Source organism: Microbacterium sp. BLY (assembly GCF_017939615.1).
Taxonomy (GTDB): domain Bacteria; phylum Actinomycetota; class Actinomycetes; order Actinomycetales; family Microbacteriaceae; genus Microbacterium.
Genome location: NZ_JAGKSR010000001.1, coordinates 993,005 through 1,008,949 on the forward strand (window position 1 = coordinate 993,005; position 15,945 = coordinate 1,008,949).

General features: G+C 71.5%; 15 protein-coding genes. 6 read left to right on the forward strand and 9 right to left on the reverse strand.

All coding sequences use genetic code 11. The features are described 5' to 3' along the window. Positions 1 to 34: 34 nt before the first annotated feature. Genes KAF39_RS05095 through KAF39_RS05110 form a run of 4 tightly spaced genes read right to left on the reverse strand, consistent with a single transcriptional unit; the run spans position 35 to position 5,228 of the window. Positions 35 to 2,479, reverse strand: a complete 2,445-nt coding sequence (locus tag KAF39_RS05095; protein ID WP_210676243.1) for a CHAT domain-containing protein — start codon at positions 2,477 to 2,479, stop codon at positions 35 to 37. 48 nt (positions 2,480 to 2,527) lie between these two features. Beyond that, positions 2,528 to 4,105, reverse strand: a complete 1,578-nt coding sequence (locus KAF39_RS05100) for a S8/S53 family peptidase (protein ID WP_210676244.1) — start codon at positions 4,103 to 4,105, stop codon at positions 2,528 to 2,530. 47 nt (positions 4,106 to 4,152) lie between these two features. After that, the gene (locus tag KAF39_RS05105) at positions 4,153 to 4,608 is read right to left on the reverse strand and encodes a hypothetical protein (RefSeq protein WP_210676245.1); all 456 of its coding nucleotides are present in this window, start codon (positions 4,606 to 4,608) and stop codon (positions 4,153 to 4,155) included. Further along, the gene (locus KAF39_RS05110) at positions 4,605 to 5,228 is read right to left on the reverse strand and encodes an RNA polymerase sigma factor (RefSeq protein ID WP_246878236.1); all 624 of its coding nucleotides are present in this window, start codon (positions 5,226 to 5,228) and stop codon (positions 4,605 to 4,607) included. Before KAF39_RS05110 ends, KAF39_RS05105 begins: the two co-directional genes overlap by 4 nt. A gap of 86 nt (positions 5,229 to 5,314) precedes the next feature. On the opposite strand from KAF39_RS05110, the gene KAF39_RS05115 reads away from it, so the two are divergent. Next, positions 5,315 to 5,533, forward strand: coding sequence for an SCO4848 family membrane protein (locus KAF39_RS05115; protein WP_210676247.1), 219 nt, complete (start codon positions 5,315 to 5,317; stop codon positions 5,531 to 5,533). Positions 5,534 to 5,564: 31 nt separating this feature from the next. Here KAF39_RS05115 and KAF39_RS05120 read toward each other — a convergent pair whose 3' ends face one another. Continuing rightward, the gene (locus tag KAF39_RS05120; RefSeq protein WP_210676248.1) at positions 5,565 to 6,866 is read right to left on the reverse strand and encodes an MFS transporter; all 1,302 of its coding nucleotides are present in this window, start codon (positions 6,864 to 6,866) and stop codon (positions 5,565 to 5,567) included. A 70-nt stretch (positions 6,867 to 6,936) separates the two neighbouring features. Here KAF39_RS05120 and KAF39_RS05125 point away from each other — a divergent pair, with 70 nt between their 5' ends. After that, positions 6,937 to 7,527, forward strand: coding sequence for a transcriptional regulator (locus KAF39_RS05125; protein ID WP_210676249.1), 591 nt, complete (start codon positions 6,937 to 6,939; stop codon positions 7,525 to 7,527). 1 nt (position 7,528) lies between these two features. Here KAF39_RS05125 and KAF39_RS05130 read toward each other — a convergent pair whose 3' ends face one another. From KAF39_RS05130 to KAF39_RS05145, 4 genes are all read right to left on the reverse strand, one after another. Further along, entirely contained in the window at positions 7,529 to 8,641 is a 1,113-nt protein-coding gene (locus tag KAF39_RS05130; RefSeq protein ID WP_210676250.1) for an aromatic acid exporter family protein, read from the reverse strand. Positions 8,642 to 8,815: 174 nt separating this feature from the next. Then, complete coding sequence (locus tag KAF39_RS05135) at positions 8,816 to 9,502, reverse strand: hypothetical protein (protein WP_210676251.1); 687 nt, start codon at positions 9,500 to 9,502, stop codon at positions 8,816 to 8,818. After that, on the reverse strand, positions 9,502 to 10,419 hold the full coding sequence (locus KAF39_RS05140) for an ABC transporter ATP-binding protein (RefSeq protein ID WP_210676252.1): 918 nt from the start codon (positions 10,417 to 10,419) through the stop codon (positions 9,502 to 9,504). The genes KAF39_RS05135 and KAF39_RS05140 overlap by 1 nt, the downstream gene beginning before the upstream one ends. Beyond that, positions 10,416 to 10,805: a GntR family transcriptional regulator gene (locus KAF39_RS05145; RefSeq protein WP_210676253.1), complete on the reverse strand. Its 390-nt coding sequence runs from the start codon at positions 10,803 to 10,805 to the stop codon at positions 10,416 to 10,418. Before KAF39_RS05145 ends, KAF39_RS05140 begins: the two co-directional genes overlap by 4 nt. A gap of 111 nt (positions 10,806 to 10,916) precedes the next feature. Between KAF39_RS05145 and KAF39_RS05150 the strand changes: the two genes are divergently transcribed. The 4 genes from KAF39_RS05150 (at position 10,917) to KAF39_RS05165 (ending at position 15,829) form a co-directional block, all read left to right on the forward strand. Continuing rightward, positions 10,917 to 12,113 (forward strand): class I SAM-dependent methyltransferase, encoded by a 1,197-nt coding sequence (locus KAF39_RS05150; RefSeq protein ID WP_210676254.1) that lies wholly within the window; start codon positions 10,917 to 10,919, stop codon positions 12,111 to 12,113. A gap of 330 nt (positions 12,114 to 12,443) precedes the next feature. After that, on the forward strand, positions 12,444 to 13,805 hold the full coding sequence (locus KAF39_RS05155; protein ID WP_210676255.1) for a glycine betaine/L-proline ABC transporter ATP-binding protein: 1,362 nt from the start codon (positions 12,444 to 12,446) through the stop codon (positions 13,803 to 13,805). After that, positions 13,805 to 14,764 (forward strand): proline/glycine betaine ABC transporter permease, encoded by a 960-nt coding sequence (locus tag KAF39_RS05160; RefSeq protein ID WP_210676256.1) that lies wholly within the window; start codon positions 13,805 to 13,807, stop codon positions 14,762 to 14,764. The genes KAF39_RS05155 and KAF39_RS05160 overlap by 1 nt, the downstream gene beginning before the upstream one ends. A 156-nt stretch (positions 14,765 to 14,920) precedes the next feature. After that, positions 14,921 to 15,829 carry a glycine betaine ABC transporter substrate-binding protein gene (locus KAF39_RS05165; RefSeq protein WP_210676257.1) on the forward strand — a complete coding sequence of 303 codons (909 nt, stop codon included), beginning with the start codon at positions 14,921 to 14,923 and terminating at the stop codon, positions 15,827 to 15,829. Positions 15,830 to 15,945 lie beyond the last annotated feature (116 nt).

A 15,945-nucleotide genomic window follows, 5' to 3' on the forward strand; every position in this document is an offset into this window, starting at 1 on the left:
ACCCCCGCGGGCTCAGGATCTTCCGAGTTAAATGTCAGAATCCGTTGCCGTGGCACTGGAACGGGGCGGAAACCCCCGTCTCCGAGGCGGCTCGTGCCAGCGCCTCCGCGGGGCGCACGCCCGCGGCGAGCTCCCCGTGCACGGCCGTGAGGAGCTCGCAGGCGTCGTCGTCCGGCACGATGACGGGAGCGGCGATCACGCAGTCCGTGCCGGCGTGCAGCCAGACGCGTGTCATTCCCAGGGCCTCCTCGCCCCAGCGCACCGAGGAGCGGCCCAGCTCGCACGCCGAGAGGATCACCGTGCCCGGAACCCGGGGGATGAGGTCGACGTCGTAGCCGAACAGGACCCCGTCGGCGAGCTCGAACCCCGAGAACAGGGGGTTGTCGACGGCGTGGCGGCCGTGGGCGGCGATGTGCAGGACGTCGACGGTGCCGGCGAGCTCGGTCGTGCTCGTGACCGTCGCCTCCGCGTCCTGCAGCGTGCGCGTCGTCCCCCGTCCCGCCCATGATCCCGCCGCACGCCGGACCTCTTCGACCGCGCGCGGGACCCGGGGTCCCGCCGCGAAGCCCACGGTGGGAGCCGCGCGCGCAGGCGCGGGGGCGTCGAGCCACCGGGAGACCGAGGTCGCGATCGTGAACGGCACCCCGTGCATGCCGGGGAGCATCCCCCACGGCACCCCGCCGAGGATTCCCGGCACCGTGAGGAGGAGGCGGCGTGCCCCCGCCGCGGCGTGTCGCATCGGGCGGAGCAGTTCGTCGTCGAGGACCGCGAGGCGGGCCGCGAGGCTCCGCGCGGTCACGGGGCCCATCCCCCCGCCGCGCGTGAGGGCGGCCATGTCGAGGTCGGCGCGGAGGCCGTCGAGGGCGTCGCGCACCCGCGGCCAGGAGAGGTCGAGCACGGTCGCACCCGCGCCCTCCACCACGACACCGTGGAGCCCGCTCCCGGTGTACACGTAGGCCAGGACGGCCGTGTCCGCGGGGAGGAGCGCGGACACCTCCTCCCGTGTGCGGCGTTCCCTCGTCGCGCCGGAGCCGGTCGCGGCCCACTGGCGCTCCCGCACGCGGTCGCGGAGGGCGCGGACGGTCGGGTCGGTCGTCCAGTCGGCCCCCGCGAGATCGGCGCGCAGCATGCGCAGCTCCGCCAGGTCGGCGGCGAGGGCGTCGTCGTGCGGCGGACGGACCGGGGCGACCTGCTGACTGAGGTGACGGGCGCGCTCCGACCACTCGAACACGGTGTCGGGGTCGCGACGACGGACGGCGGCGGTGAGCCCCGCGAACACGAGGTCGCTCGCATGCATCGCGACCGAGGCCTGGAGGTCGAGCGCCCCGAACGACCGCTGCCAGGCCGACAGCAGATCGAGTCCCGTGGCAGCAGCCCGCAGCACCTCCCGGTCGCGCCCCCGCCCGGCGGCGCGCGCGGCGCGGACCTCCTGCGCCCGGATGCGCAGCGGCGTCGGGGCGGAGGCCGGGATGCGCGGGAGGCGGCCGGTGCCGTCGCGGCGGGCGCTCAACCGCAGCCCGGTGGCCTCCGTGCGGAAACCGCTCCGGTCGAGTTCCTGCGCGACGTGCTCGAACGCGGCCGCATCCGCCGGACGGTCGGGGCGGGTCCGCTGCCGGGCCTCGAGTTGCACGGCGGTGGCGCGCGCCGCCCAGCCGCTGCTGCCGAGCGCGGTGAAGCGGCGGGCGGCCGTCCGGGCCGTGCGCTCCGCCGCCCGCGGGTCGTGCCGGACGAGCGAGCGGGCGAGGTGGAACTCCGCCTCCCCGCGGGCCTGCCGCATGCGCTGCGCCCCGAACTGCACGGCGACGCGGCCGAGCAGCGCCTCCGCCTCGGTCGTCAGCCCGGCGTCACGGAGCACCTCGGCGCGGTCGAGATCGCTGATCGCGGTGGCCAGGGGACTGGTGGCTGCGAAGGTCGGCCGCGACGCGGCCATGAGGCGCAGCGCCGACACGAGGTCTCCGCCGAGGAGGGCGGCGTAGCCGAGGTTGTGCGTGGCCTCGGCGAGGGAGTCCCGCTCGTCGTGCGCCTCGTAGATCGCAATCGCCCGGCGGAGGTCCGCCATGCAGCTGTCCAGCCGGTGGCGCTGCATGCGCACGACCGAGCGGTTCATCAGGCAGTTGGCGAGCGCCGTGGTCTCGTCGCCGGTGGCGGAGAGGGCATCGATCGCCGTGGTGAGGCTCGCCTCCGCCTCCTCCATCCGGCCGCCGTGCATGAGGAGGGCGCCGAGCTGCCCGCCCAGCAGAGCGACGGTCTCGGCCTGCAGGCCGCCGCGCGCCAACGCCTCCCGGCACAGCGCCTCCGCCGCCGCCGGTTCGCCGGTCTGCACGAGGACGTAGGCGGTGGTGCCGTCGATGCGGGCGCGGAGATCGGCGTCGGTGGTCCGCGCGGCAGCCTGCTCGAGGGCCCGGCGTGCGCGCGGGAACCGTCGGGAGTTCGCCGCCTCGACGCCGCGTCGGTGCAGCTCGCTCGCGGACAGGGGCATCCGTCCAGGATGCCGTGCGACGACGCTCCCGGGGAAGAGGACGAAGGCTCAGCGGCGGTCGTGCGGCGTCGGCAGCGCGGCGAGCACGGCATCGACGGCCTTCGTGGCGACGGCGGGCTCCACCCCCTCGGTCGGGACCGGCCCGAGCTGCGCGGCGATCCGGCCGGCGATGTAGGGGGCCGCGAACGACGTGCCGCTCCACACCGCGAAGCCGCCCCGGTAGTCGTCCGGGTCGAGGGTCTCGCGGGGCAGCCCGTCGACGTCCGCGCGGGTCGCCGCCTGCGCGCCGCCGACGAAGGCCGGCGACGTGCTGACCACTGCGGCACCCGGGGCGTAAACCTGCACCCACGGGCCCACGTTGGAGAAGAGGGCGACCGAGTGGGCCGACGGGTTGAGTGCGCCGACGGACACGTGCGGGGCGCCGTCGTCGGACGGCAGCCCGTTGTCGGAGCCGGGCCAGGGCCACAGCGAGGCGGGGAAGGAGGGGCGATCGATCGCGTCGTTGCCGGCGGAGCAGACGACCACACAGCCGAGTTCCCTGGCCTTCCCGAGGAGGTCGAACAGCGTCCTGCTGAACAGGCCGTCGGTCGGGGTCTCGTGGTAGTAGCTGAGGGACAGGTTGAGGACGTCGATGGGGAAGCCCGTCGACGGGTCATCGCGGTGCCGCCGCAGCAGCTCCACGACCTGCGCGATGGTCTCCAGCAGGGTGCTCTCGTCGATCACCCCGAGTGCTCCGGCGACGCGGATCGAGAGGATGTCGGCGTCCGGGGCGGCTTGGCGCACCAATCCCGCGATGAACGTGCCGTGTCCGGCCACCGCGTCGATCTCGCCGTCGAGCTGCCCGTACAGGTCGGGGTAGCGCTCCGGGTCGGCATCGTCGGTGAGGCCGACGGGGACGCCGTCCAGCTCGACGTGCCGGGTGACGACGTCGGAGGGCAGCCAGGAATGCTCGCCGCAGCCCGTGTCCAGGATCGCGACGACGGGACGGCGGCCCTGTTCCGGAGCGGGCGCGCGGGTCGGGGCCGGGCCGAGCCAGGTGACCGGCTGCCGGGCGCCCCGTCCGGGCTCCAGGTAGTCGTCGCTGCCGCCTCCGCCGGGGGCGGCGCCACGGACCGGGTTGGTCCGGGTGAAGGGGTTGGTCCGGGTGAACGGGTTGGTCCGGGTGAAGGGGTTCAGCCCGACCGGATCGATCGAGAGGACGTGTTCGAGGCTCGTCCGGGGCATGGTCGAGCGGGACAGGCGGCGCGCCCGCTGCAGGACGCGCCAGGCGTCCGGGGCCACGGGCGACTCGCCGCGGGTCGGCTCATCGGGTGTCGCGAGGCGCGCCCGCACGAATCCCGCGACGCCGGGGACCAGCTCGCCGTCGTCGGTGCCGATCCTGCGCCCTCGATCCTCGATCTCCAGCCGCCAGCCGAACGAGTCGGCCGCGTCCCGCAGGGCACGCAGCTCGCGGTCGTAGGCCTCCTGCTCGCCGAGGGCGCGAGTGATCAGCAGGCGCTCGCGCAGGTAGGCGGTGGGGAACGCGCGGATCCCGTCCACCGGCTCGGTGCTCGGGTCGAGGGCGGTGCCGCGCCGGATCGATCCCTCCGCGCGGTCCTGCCAGGTCCATCCCTGGGGCTGCTCCATCGGTCATCCTCTCCGTGGGGACGTCGGCCGCATCGCCGGCGTCGAGGTCACAACTCGAACTGCGGTGTCTCGAGGGTGCGGGTCTCGTCGCCGACGGTCGCGGTCAGGCGCACGCGGCTCAGGCCCGGAGTCACTTCGTCGAACACGAACCGACCGGTCTCCGCCGGGGTCGTGGTGCGCTCGCGCTCGCCTTGCCGCAGCACGATCTCCGCCGCGGCGGTGTCCACCCAGCCGTCGATCCGTCGTCGCCCGGAGGCGGTGGTGGTGACGTGCAGGAGGATGCTCGTGGTGCCGTCGCTGAACTGCAGGGTGAGGGCGTCCGTCTCCCCGCGCACCGCTCCGAGCTGTCCTTCGACGAGGGTCAGCAGGGCGTACTCGCGGTTGAGGCCGTCCGCGGCGACCGCGGCGACCATCCGATCGATCAGTCCCGCGGGCACGGGGTCGATCTCTCCCCAGAGGCGGCGCAGGCGGGCGAAGAGCTGCGCGTCGTCTTCGTCGCTCACGGTCGTCCCTCCGTCCGGGAGGCCGGGGCGTCGAGGAGGTCGCGGAGCTTCGCGAGGCACCGTCGACGCGTCGGGCCGATGCTGCCGACCGGCATCGACAGGTCCTGGGCGAGGCGCGCGTAGTCCGGGCGGTCCTCGAACGCGATGACGCGCAGGAGGCGCTGGCACCGTTCGGCGAGGCGGCGGACGGCTGCCCAGAGCCGCCGGTTCTCGTCCTCGAGTGTGGCGTGCTCCTCGGCGGAGGCCTGCTCCGGCAGCAGCGCGTCGAGGTCGTCGGATTCGGCGGTGTCGATGCGTCCGTGCGCCTTGCCGACCTTCCAGGCCTCCCGCCGGGCGGTCGTGGTCAGCCAGGCGGAGACCGCGCGGGGGTCGGCGATCGATCCGTGGCCGCGCACGAGCTGGAGCCAGGTGGTCTGCACCACGTCTTCCGCGAGCGCGTGTCCGAGACCGTAAGCGCGCACGACATGCCAGAGCACGGGCGTCATCAGACGCACGAGCTCGTCCATCGCACGGCTGTCGCCCTCGCGCCACGCACCGAAGAGGTCGGCGGCACGTTCCCATCGCGCGCGGCCGTCGTCGGATGCCGGATCGAAGGCGGCGCCGGGAGCACCGTCGATCATGAAGCCCATTGTGATCACACCTACCAGGAGCGCGGCAAGGCCTCGGTGATACATGCGGCGTCCCGGATGCTCGGTAGCGTGGAGGGGTGATCGCTGTCGTCGTCGTTCTGTTCCTCAATGCGGGCTTCAACGTGCTCGTCTGGCCGCGCTTCTACAAGCGCGTCGCGGACGACCCGCGGGCGCGCGACGAGAACGGCAAGGCGACGCCGTTCCTCCGTGTGCACGTCATCCTCATCGCGATCGCACTGGTGCTCGCCGTCGCATCCGCGGTGGCGGGGGTCACGCTCCTCGCCATCGAGCCGTAGCCCAGCGCCCCGCACGCGCCGCGTCGTGCCCTCAGTCCGTCCCGAACTGGCGGGCATGCGCGGCCCACTGCGCTTCGACCGGGAGGCTGCGCAGGGCGTGGTTCCCGATCGCGAGGGCGGCAGCCACCACGCACAGTGCCGCGCAGAGGAGGAGCGTGCCCTGGCGCCCGACCCACGCCAGGCCGAAGCCGGCGATGAGCGGAGCGAGCGGCATCGCGCCCATCGCGAGGATTCCGATGGCGCTGTTCGCGCGTCCCAGCAGGCGTGACGGCGTGGCCACCATGAAGTAGCCCATCATCCCCGCGTTCAGCGCCGGGACGAGGAAGACGGAGGCGCCGAGGGCGACGGCGACCGCCCACGGGGCCGACACGAACGACAGCACGATAGCGCCCATCGCGACGACCGCGAGGCCGCCGATGGTGAGCAACCCGGCCGGGATCCGCGGCACGAGGAGCGGGGCGACGACCGCGCCCACGAGCATCACGGCGCCGATCGCGGCGCTGATGGTGCCGATGAGCAGCTCGGAGTGCCCCGCCTGCTGCAGCGCGTAGACGACCGTGGTGATCGCGGCGTTGAATCCGAGGTTGATGATCGTCATGATGAGCATCACGCCGCCGAGGTCGGGGCGGGAGAGCAGCCAGGTGAAGCCTTCCCGGAGTTCGCGTCCGGCGTGCGGGCGGACGGCGGGTGCGTCGTCGTCCGCGTCGTCCGCGGCGCCGGTGTCGGCGACGCCCGCGCGCCGGGCCTGACGCCCGAGCAGCCCGGCGGTCACAGCGGCGACGAGGTGGGCGAGGGTCATGACCGCGCCGACGAGCCAGCCGCCCACGCCCAGCAGCAGACCGCCGAGCGGCCCGCCCGCGAGCTGGAGGGCGGCGTCGCGCCCCTGGTTCGCGGCCTGCGCTCGCCCCATCGCGTCGTCCGGGACGATCTCCTTGAGTGCGCTCTCGCCCGCGACGTCGAAGAGGCCGCTGCGTGCGGCCAGCAGCACGTCGATCACGAGGAGGGTGGCGAAGGTGAGCGCGCCGGAGAGGGCGAGGAGGGTGAACGCTCCGGCCAGCGCCACCCCGAGGAGCGAGCCGACGAGCATGAGCACGATGCGCCGGTGCCGGTCGGCGAGGATGCCCCCGACGAGGGTCAGCAGCAGGCGGGCGATCATCCCGGCGCCGGCGATGATGCCGGCCTGGGCCGGATCGTTCGTGACGATGAGCGCCAGGAGGGGCACCGCGAACCCGAACAGGGCGGAGGCCAGTCCCTTGCTCGTGTCGCTCACGAGCCAGGTGACGTAGCGCGTGTTGCGCCACAGGCGGTGGGGCATCGTCGGCGTCGTGGTCATGGCACGAGAATAGTTGCGCAAGAACTATTGCGCAACTATTCGTGCGCAATTGCGTGACTAGGATCGGGGAATGGCCGAGGACGCGGACGCGACTGCGCTGGAGGACGCCGCCTTCATGACGACGGCCATGCTCAAGGCCTACTCGCATCCCTTGCGTCGACAGATCCTCCGCCTCATCGCCCGCCGCGGGTTCCTGCGTGCCGCCGACATCGCGGGAGAGCTCGACGTGCCCGCGAACAGCGCCAGCTTCCACCTGCGGGTGCTCGCCGAGGCGGGTCTCATCGAGGAGGCGCCGGAGAAGGCCAGGGACCGGCGCGACCGGGTCTGGACGGGCCGCAAGGGCGCGCTCAACGTCGGCGGGCCCGGCAACCCCGTCCCGGACGAGGCGCTCGGCGGAACCGTCGTCGCCGCGCTCGCCGAGGATCATCAGGACCTGGTGCGCCGGGTCATCGCCTGGACGCCGGAGTACGTCTCCGGCCGCACCACCGAGGTGCACGCGTCGTTCGTGCAGCGCACGATCCGACTGACCGAGGCCGAGTTCGATGACGCGATGCGGAGGATCAACGATGTGCTCACCGCCGCCGACACCGCGCACGACGACACCGACCCCGAGGGACGCTACTGGCAGATGGACATCGTCGTCGCCGACGACACCATCTGACTCACTCCTCCGCCGGGCGCTCGCCGCTGAGGATGAGGATGCGGCGGAGGTGCATCGCCATCAGAACACCGGGTCCCATCGAGCTGCGCACGTCGAACGTGCGATCGTCGACCCGCTCCAGCAGCACGCGGATCGCCCGTGCCGCTTCCGCACGGCGGCGGTGCGCCGCGTTCGAGGAGGGGTCGTCCTCGGCGATGACGTCGGCGACGGCATGGCAGGCCGCCGACAACGGCTCGGGCAGAGCCGGGTCCAGGGACATGGCGGCCGGACGCTCCCAGATCGTGTCGGCCGTCGCGTCGGCGATGTCCCGGATGAGATGCGCGATGCGGTCGAGCGAGGAGAGCTGCTCGTGGATGTGGGCGGTGCCCGCATGCCGGCGTCGCGCCCGCGGGTTGTAGCGGACGCTCTCGTCGGCCTCGGCCAGGGCCGCACGGAGGTCGGCGGTGGTCTCGGCGAGCGCTGCGGCATCGTCCGCCCACTGCGCGGTCTCCGGGGGCCAGGACTCCGAGACCGCGGAGCCGATGTCGTGCAGGTGCCCCGCGAGCTGTCGTCGGAACTCCTCCACCCGCGCCTCGGCCGATCCGATGAGCGGCGCGGGGGCGAAGAGGAGGTTCACCACCAGACCGATCACGATCCCGATCCCCATCTGCGCCAGGTAGCCGAGGGAGTAGTCGTCCGCGTTCTGACCGCCGATGATGAGCACGAACAGTGCCGCCATCGGGACGTACTCCTTGCCGACGCCGAACCAGCCGGTGCCCGAGACGAGCACGCCCAGCCCCACCACGAGCGGGATCGTCCACCACGTCGGCCCGACCGTGAGCACGATCACCGCCGCCAGGCCGATGCCGGTGGCCAGACCGAACAGGGTCTGCAGGCTCGACCGCATGGACCCCATGAGCGTCGGGTACATGCTCACGAGTGCGCCCAGCGGTGCGTAGTACGGGAACTCGTCGGTGACCCCCGGCATGTGCGGCGCGATCGTCCACGCGAGCCCGACGGCGAGCGCCGTCTTGACCACGAGGAGCAGGCGCGCGGGGCGGACGGCCTCGCGGACGGTGCGGGCGAGGTACGAGCGGCGTTCGCGGACGCGCAGGCGCGAGAGATCGGGCGTCACGTCATCCTCTCCTCGCGGCGGTCGGGTGGTCCTGTCCGGCGAGGATAGGGCGGCGCGCGGCGTGCGGCCACCGGGTTGCCCCGGCTACGGTCGCCGGGTAGAGGGGGGAGACATGGATGCCGCGACCGCGCGAGGTGCGCAGCCGCGGCATCCGCGGGTTCCGGTCTCTGCCGGTCAGGGGGTGGCGCGCCGGAAGGCGAGGAACGAGACGCCACTGAGGATCGCCACGACCACGAGGCCCCACAGAGCGAGCCCGACCGCCCCGAGGTCGAGGATCCCGAGCCACACGTCGCCCCACAGTTCCAGACGCGTCACGAGGAACACGAGCCCGACGAGGAGCAGCGCCAGGGCGACGCCCACGATGGTGAGGACCATCGGACCCCAGCTCTTGTAGATCGTCGCACCGGTGAAGCCGATCACGAAGAAGAACAGAGCGAGCGTGAAGTAGACGATGAAGGCGCCGAGCGGCCCCGCCTCCCACAGCCACGGCAGGTGGAACACCCACCCGTTCACGCCGTACCCGTTCGTGGCGAGCTCGATCGCCCCGCCGAGGAGGAACAGCACTCCCAGGAGCGCACTGCCGAGCATCGCCGTGAGGAGCGTCCCGACGAAGAACTCGCGGCGGGTGACGCTCATCGCCTGCGAGAACGGGAAGGTCAGCGTCATGGCCGACAGCCCGATCGCGAAGAAGTACCACAGCGGGGCCTGGCCGCCTCCGCCGTACTTGGGGGCGTCGCCGGGGATCATCGCGTAGATGAGGACCGAGATCACCACGGCCGAGGCGAGGATGATCAGCGGCACCCAGACGAAGGTCTGCCGGTTGATGAGCTGCAGGCGGATGACGTTGAGTGTGCGTCGCATCAGCGGACTCCTTCCGTGGTGGCGTCGGCTCTGGTGCCGGAGCGGGTCTCGGCCTTCTGGGTGAGGCGGACGATGAGCTGCTGCAGCGAGACGGGGGCGAGGTCGAGGCCGGCGGCCCGCACCTCCGCGCGATCGTCGGCGGTGAGGGCGCCGAGCACGGTGACGGAGGCGACGCGACCGAGCTCGTCCCGGTGCAGCACCTCGCGATCGCCGACCCAGGCGTCGACCTTCGCGGCATCCCCGACGACGGTCACGGCGCGGTCGCGGACGGCATCCGTGTCCTCGTTGAGGAGGATCTGGCCGTTGTCGATCACGATGACCTTCTCGATGAGGTTCGCGACCTCGTCGATCAGGTGCGAGGAGAGGATGATCGTGCGCGGGTGCTCCGCGTAGTCCTCCACGAGACGGTCGTAGAAGATCTGCCGGGCGACGGCGTCGAGTCCCAGATAGGGTTCGTCGAAGAAGGTGATCTCGGCGCGGGAGGCCAGGCCGATGATGACGCCGACCGCGGAGAGCTGCCCCCGGGAGAGCTTCTTGATGGTCTGCTCCATCGGGAGCTGGAACTCGGCGATGAGCTCGTCGGCGAGCTCCTGGTCCCAGTGCGGGAAGAACAGGCGTGCGGCGCGGAAGGCATGCCGCGGGGTCGCGTCGTCGGGGTACTTCTGGCTCTCCCGGACGAAGCAGATCCGGCCGAGCACGTGGGCGTTCTCGTACGGGTGCTCGCCGAACACCTTCACGGTGCCGGACGACTCGAAGTTCTGGGCCGTGAGGATCGACATGAGTGTCGTCTTGCCGGCGCCGTTGCGGCCGAGGAGCCCGTAGATCGAGCCTCCCTCGAGCGAGAGCGATACGTTGTCGAGCGCCCTCTTGTCCTTATAGCGCTTGGTGAGGTTCTGCACCTCGATGACGGCGGTCATGCGGGGGTCTTCCCTTCTGGGGTGGGGGCGGAGGCGGCGCGCTGCCGGAGCAGGTCCGCGAGGTCTTCCGCGCCGAGGCCCAGCGTGCGGGCCTCCGCGAGGAGCGGGTCGATGTAGCGGTCGGCGAAGGCCGCGCGGCGTTCGCCGAGGAGCAGCTCCCTGGCGCCTTCCGAGACGAACATGCCGATGCCTCGGCGCTTGTGGAGCACTCCCTTGTCGGTGAGCATGGCGACTCCCTTCGCGGCGGTGGCGGGGTTGATGCGGTAGAACGCGGCGAGCTCGTTCGTCGAAGGGGCCTGAGCCTCCTCGGCCAGCGAGCCGTCGAGGATGGAGTCCTCGATCTGCTCGGCGATCTGGAGGAAGAGCGGCTTGCCTTCTTCGATCACGAGTCCTCCGTGGTTGCTGGGTTACTTACTTGACTAAGTAACCACGGAACCAGGGTTCCTGTCAACCCCGTGCCGCGGGGGGGGGGTGGACGGGCCGCGTACAGTGGGCTGGTGCCGGAGTTCCCCTACAGTCGTCTGCGTCGCTGGCCCGACGTCGAAGCGGACAACCTCCAGGCGTACGATGCGACCGACCTGCTGCTCGTGGAACGGGCGCTCGCGCTCGACGTGCCAGGGTCCGAGACGGTCGTGATCGGGGACGAGTACGGTGCCATCACGCTGGCTCTCACGGCTGCCGGGCGGAACGGGATCCGGGTGCATCAGGACCTCGCGACCGGTCAGCGGGCTCTGCAGCGCAATGCGGACGAGCTCGGGCTCGACGGCTTCCGCCCTCACGACCTGGAGGAGAGCCTGCTCCGGGGTGCGCGCCTCGTGCTGCTGCAGCTGCCGAAGGCCCTCGCCGAACTGGAGGAGATCGCGGATGCGGTCGCCCGGTGGGCGGCCCCCGACGTCGTGCTCATCGCCGGAGGGCGGGTGAAGCACATGACCCTCGCTCAGAACGAGGTGCTGGGGCGGCGCTTCGCGCGGGTGCAGGCCCAGCGCGCCGAGCGGAAGTCGCGACTGCTCGTCGCCACCGAGGCCCTCCCCGTACCCGAGTCCCCGCCGTTTCCGGTCTCCGCGCGGCACGGCAGCCTCGTCCTCGTCGCCCACGGCGGCGCGTTCGCCGGGCCCCGTCTCGACATCGGCACCCGAGTTCTGCTCGAGGTGCTCGACCTCGACGGTTCACAACTCAGGAGAACACAGACGACACCGGCCGAAAACGCGCCGAACGGCGGCGAGGGCGCCCGGTTTTCCGGAGTTGTGAACAGCTCCGGGCGCCGCGTCCTCGACCTCGGGTGCGGAACCGGAGCGCTCGCCGTGTCCTGGGCGCTCGCTCATCCGGACGATCGGGTCGCCGGCACCGACCGCTCGGCCGCCGCCGTCGCCTCCGCGCGGGCGACGGCGCTCGCGAACGGCGTGGCCGACCGGGTCGGCATCACACACGATGACGCGGGCTCGCAGCTCCCGGACGCATCGTTCGACGTCGTGCTCCTGAACCCGCCGTTCCACCTCGGTGCCAGCGTACACACCCGGGCCGCGACCCGCCTGTTCGAGGCCGCCGCCCGGCTGCTCCGACCCGGCGGAGAACTGTTCACGGTGTACAACTCGAGCCTCGGTTATCGGACAGAGCTGACCCGTCTGATCGGGCCCACCGAACAGCTCCGGCGCACCTCGAAGTTCACCGTGACGCGCACCGTCCGACGGCCGTGAGCACGGCGCGCCGGGATTGCTAGACGGTCGTACTATCCCCCGGTCAGCGCCGGAAACCCGGGCTCGCCTCGGAGGCAGGATTTGCCGCTGACCGGCCATTTCGTTACGTTGGAGGGCGGGCCTGACGGCCCGAAGACCAGTCCGCGGTCACGTCCTTCCTTCGATGAGCTGTGCGGCGAAGAGGCGTGGGCGTATGGTCGATCCCCTCTGCGACGGATCCGAAATCCGCCGCCTGTGCCGCCACAGCGAAGATGTCGAACGGCCTCGTGAGGATCACCCGGGCGTGACCGAAGCAGGCTCAGCCGCCCGAGGCCGAGCCGCAGGGGAAACGTGTCCGAAACAGCACTCGAAGCGCGCCATCTTTACAAGGTGTTCGGAAGGAATCCGAGCGCCGCCGTCCGCCGGCTGAAGGCGGGGGAGAGCCGGACGGCCGTCGCCGACGCGGGGACCGCCGCCGTCATCGACGCCAGCTTCACCGTCAACCGCGGTGAGATCTTCGTCATCATGGGCCTGTCCGGATCGGGCAAATCCACCATCATCCGCATGCTCAACGGGCTGCACGACATCACGGACGGCACCGTCACCGTCGGCGGCGACCCCATCACGGGGATCCCGGCCGGGCGTCTGCGCGAGATCCGCCGCGACCGCATCTCGATGGTGTTCCAGCACTTCGCGCTGCTGCCGCATCGCACGGTCGCCGCGAACGTCGCCTACCCGCTCGAGCTCAAGGGCGTCGGCAAGGCCGAGCGTCAGGCGAAGGCCGAGGAGATCCTCGCTCTCGTCGGGCTCGAGGGCCAGGGCGACAAGCTCCCCTCCGAGCTCTCCGGCGGCATGCAGCAGCGCGTCGGCATCGCCCGCGCCCTCGCGGCTGACAGCGACATCCTGCTCATGGACGAGGCGTTCAGCGCGCTCGACCCGCTGATCCGCCGCGAGATGCAGGAGCAGCTCCTGGAGCTGCAGCAGAAGCTCCAGAAGACCATCGTCTTCATCACGCACGACCTCAACGAGGCCATGTTCCTCGGCGACCGCATCGCGGTCATGCGCGATGGTCGCATCGTGCAGATCGGCACACCCGAGGACATCCTCATGGACCCGGCGAACGACTACGTCGAGCAGTTCGTGCAGGACGTCGACCGCGCCCGCGTGCTCACCGCCGCGAACGTCATGGAGCGCCCGCGACCCGTGGTCGCCGAGTCGGCGGGCCCCCGCACGGCGCTCCGTCAGATGCGCGACGCGTACATGTCGGCGACCTACGTCGTCGGCAAGGACCGCCAGCTCGTCGGCGTGGTCACCGACCGCGACGCCGTCAAGCTCGTCCGGCAGGGTGCCACGCGCCTCGACTCGATCATCAAGCCGGTGCCGCAGAGCGTCCGCGAGGACGACGTCCTCATGAACCTGTTCGTGCCCGCCGTCGAGTCGCCGCTGCCCCTCGCGGTGGTCGACGCCGACGGCCGCCTCGCGGGCGTGATCCCGCGCGTCACCCTGCTCGCGGCGCTCGGCCCCGGGCCCGGAGCGACCGAGGAGATCCTGCTGCCGATGACCCCCATGCCCCAGGCTGAGATCGACGCCGTGCTCGACGACGGGTGGACGGCCGAGCCGAGCCCTTCGACGAGCTCAGGGGCCCAGGGTGGCTCAGGGACCCAGGGGGAGTTCGGCTCAGGGGCCCGGGTTGAGACGGAGGAGGTGCGCTGATGGACGGTTTCCGTATTCCTGTGGGCGACTGGGTCGCCGCCGGCGTCGACTGGATCACCGCCAACCTCGACGGCCTGCTCGACGCGGTGTCGTTCGTCGTGAGCTTCCTCGTCGACGGGCTCACCCGCCTGCTCCTCACGCCCCACTTCGCCGTCATCATCGTGATCGCGGCGCTGATCGCCTGGCTGGTGCGCTCGTGGCAGCTCGCGATCGGCACCATCCTGTCGTTCGGGTTGATCGTCGCCATGGACCTCTGGGTCCCCGCGATGCAGACGCTCGCGCTCGTCCTCGTCGCGGCCGTCGTGGCCGTGCTGATCGCGGTGCCGCTCGGCATCTGGTCGGCGCGCAACGCGACGGTGCGCGCGACGCTGAAGCCGGTGCTCGACTTCATGCAGACGATGCCGGCGTTCGTGTACCTGATCCCGGCGATCGTGTTCTTCGGCATCGGCGTGGTTCCGGGTCTCGTCGCCACGGTGATCTTCGCGCTGCCTCCGGGTGTGCGCCTGACCGAGCTGGGCATCCGCGGTGTCGACGCGGAGACGGTCGAGGCCGGGCACGCGTTCGGGGCGACCCCGGGCCAGATCCTCCGCGGGATCCAGCTGCCGCTCGCGATGCCGACCATCATGGCGGGCGTCAACCAGGTCATCATGCTCGCCCTGTCGATGGCGGTCATCGCCGGCATGGCGGGCGCCGACGGACTCGGGAAGATGGTGGTCGAGGCGATCTCGACGATCAACATCCCGAAGGGCGTCGAGGCCGGACTGGGCGTCGTGTTGATCGCCGTGTTCCTCGACCGGGTGACCGCGGCTCTGGGCGCGCCCGGTGAGAACCGCTCGTCGCTCCTCGGCATGCGGAAGCGACGCGGTTCGTCCCAGCCCTCCGCCCCCGTGGCGTCGGAGCCCGCAGCCGCCGCGCCCGCCGAGCCGGCGCCGGCCGAGTCCGAGCTTACCCGCGCCTGAGGTCCCCGTCCCGCGCCCCACCCCCTTTCGTGCGGGTGCGGGACGGAAAAGGGGCGTCGGGGCCGGGACTCCGGCACGGTTTCGATCCCGGCACAGCTGTCCTGCGGCTCGTCCGCACCTCCTGAATCACATACGGAACGCAAGAGAGAGAGTCACATGAAGAAGAAGATCCTGACCATCACCGCCCTCGGAGCCGCCGCAGCCCTCACCCTCGCCGGGTGCAGCGCAGACGGCGCCGGCGGGACCAGCGGCGGCGGCGACGGCGCGGAGGACAAGGGCACCATCACCCTCGGCTTCCTGCCCTCCTGGACCGACGGCCTCAGCACCGCCTACCTCCTGCAGGACCAGCTCGAGAAGATCGGCTACACGGTCGAGATGAAGACGCTCACCGAGGCCGGCCCCCTCTACACCGGGCTCGCGCAGGGCGATGTCGACATCTACCCGTCGGCGTGGCCGGAACTCACCCACGCCTCCTACATGGACAAGTACGGCGACGACATCGAAGACCTCGGCAAGTACTACGAGAACGCCAAGCTGACCCTCGCGGTGCCGGAGTACTCCGACCTCACCTCCATCGAGGACCTCGCGGGCAAGGGCGCCGACTTCGACGGCAAGATCTACGGCATCGAGCCGGGTGCCGGCCTCACCGCCCAGACCCAGAAGATGATGCCCGAGTACGGTCTCGACGGCGAGTACGAGCTCGTCACCTCGTCGACCGCGGCGATGCTCACCGAGCTGAAGACCGCGACCGACAAGCAGGAGGACATCGTCGTCACGCTGTGGCGTCCGTTCTGGGCCAACGACGCCTTCCCCGTGAAGGACCTCGAAGACCCGAAGGGCGCGATGGGCAAGGCCGAGGGCCTGCACTTCCTGGGCACCAAGGGCTTCGCCGAGGAGTTCCCCGAGGCCGCGGAGCTGATCGAGAAGATCAAGCTCGACGACGAGCAGTACGGCGCTCTGGAAGACCTCGTGGTCAACGAGTACGGCGAGGGCAAGGAAGCCGACGCGGTCGACGAGTGGCTGAAGAAGTACGGCGACCAGTTCGACTGGACCGTCACCAGCTGACGTCCGCCGCACCCCCGGAAGGAGGGTCTCCCCGTGCGGGAGGCCCTCCTTCGTCGTTCCGACCCCTCTTTCATTCGCGCAGGGAAAGTGGAAGCATGGCGCGAAACCGGCGGGTC

Excerpts from the sequence above, each read along its gene's own strand:
- KAF39_RS05095 (WP_210676243.1), bottom strand. The coding sequence starts at position 2,479 with ATGCCCCTGTCCGCGAGCGAGCTGCACCGACGCGGCGTCGAGGCGGCG.
- KAF39_RS05100 (WP_210676244.1), bottom strand. The coding sequence starts at position 4,105 with ATGGAGCAGCCCCAGGGATGGACCTGGCAGGACCGCGCGGAGGGATCG.
- KAF39_RS05110 (WP_246878236.1), bottom strand. The coding sequence starts at position 5,228 with ATGATCGACGGTGCTCCCGGCGCCGCCTTCGATCCGGCATCCGACGAC.
- KAF39_RS05120 (WP_210676248.1), bottom strand. The coding sequence starts at position 6,866 with ATGACCACGACGCCGACGATGCCCCACCGCCTGTGGCGCAACACGCGC.
- KAF39_RS05125 (WP_210676249.1), top strand. The coding sequence starts at position 6,937 with ATGGCCGAGGACGCGGACGCGACTGCGCTGGAGGACGCCGCCTTCATG.
- KAF39_RS05135 (WP_210676251.1), bottom strand. The coding sequence starts at position 9,502 with ATGCGACGCACACTCAACGTCATCCGCCTGCAGCTCATCAACCGGCAG.
- KAF39_RS05140 (WP_210676252.1), bottom strand. The coding sequence starts at position 10,419 with ATGACCGCCGTCATCGAGGTGCAGAACCTCACCAAGCGCTATAAGGAC.
- KAF39_RS05160 (WP_210676256.1), top strand. The coding sequence starts at position 13,805 with ATGGACGGTTTCCGTATTCCTGTGGGCGACTGGGTCGCCGCCGGCGTC.
- KAF39_RS05165 (WP_210676257.1), top strand. The coding sequence starts at position 14,921 with ATGAAGAAGAAGATCCTGACCATCACCGCCCTCGGAGCCGCCGCAGCC.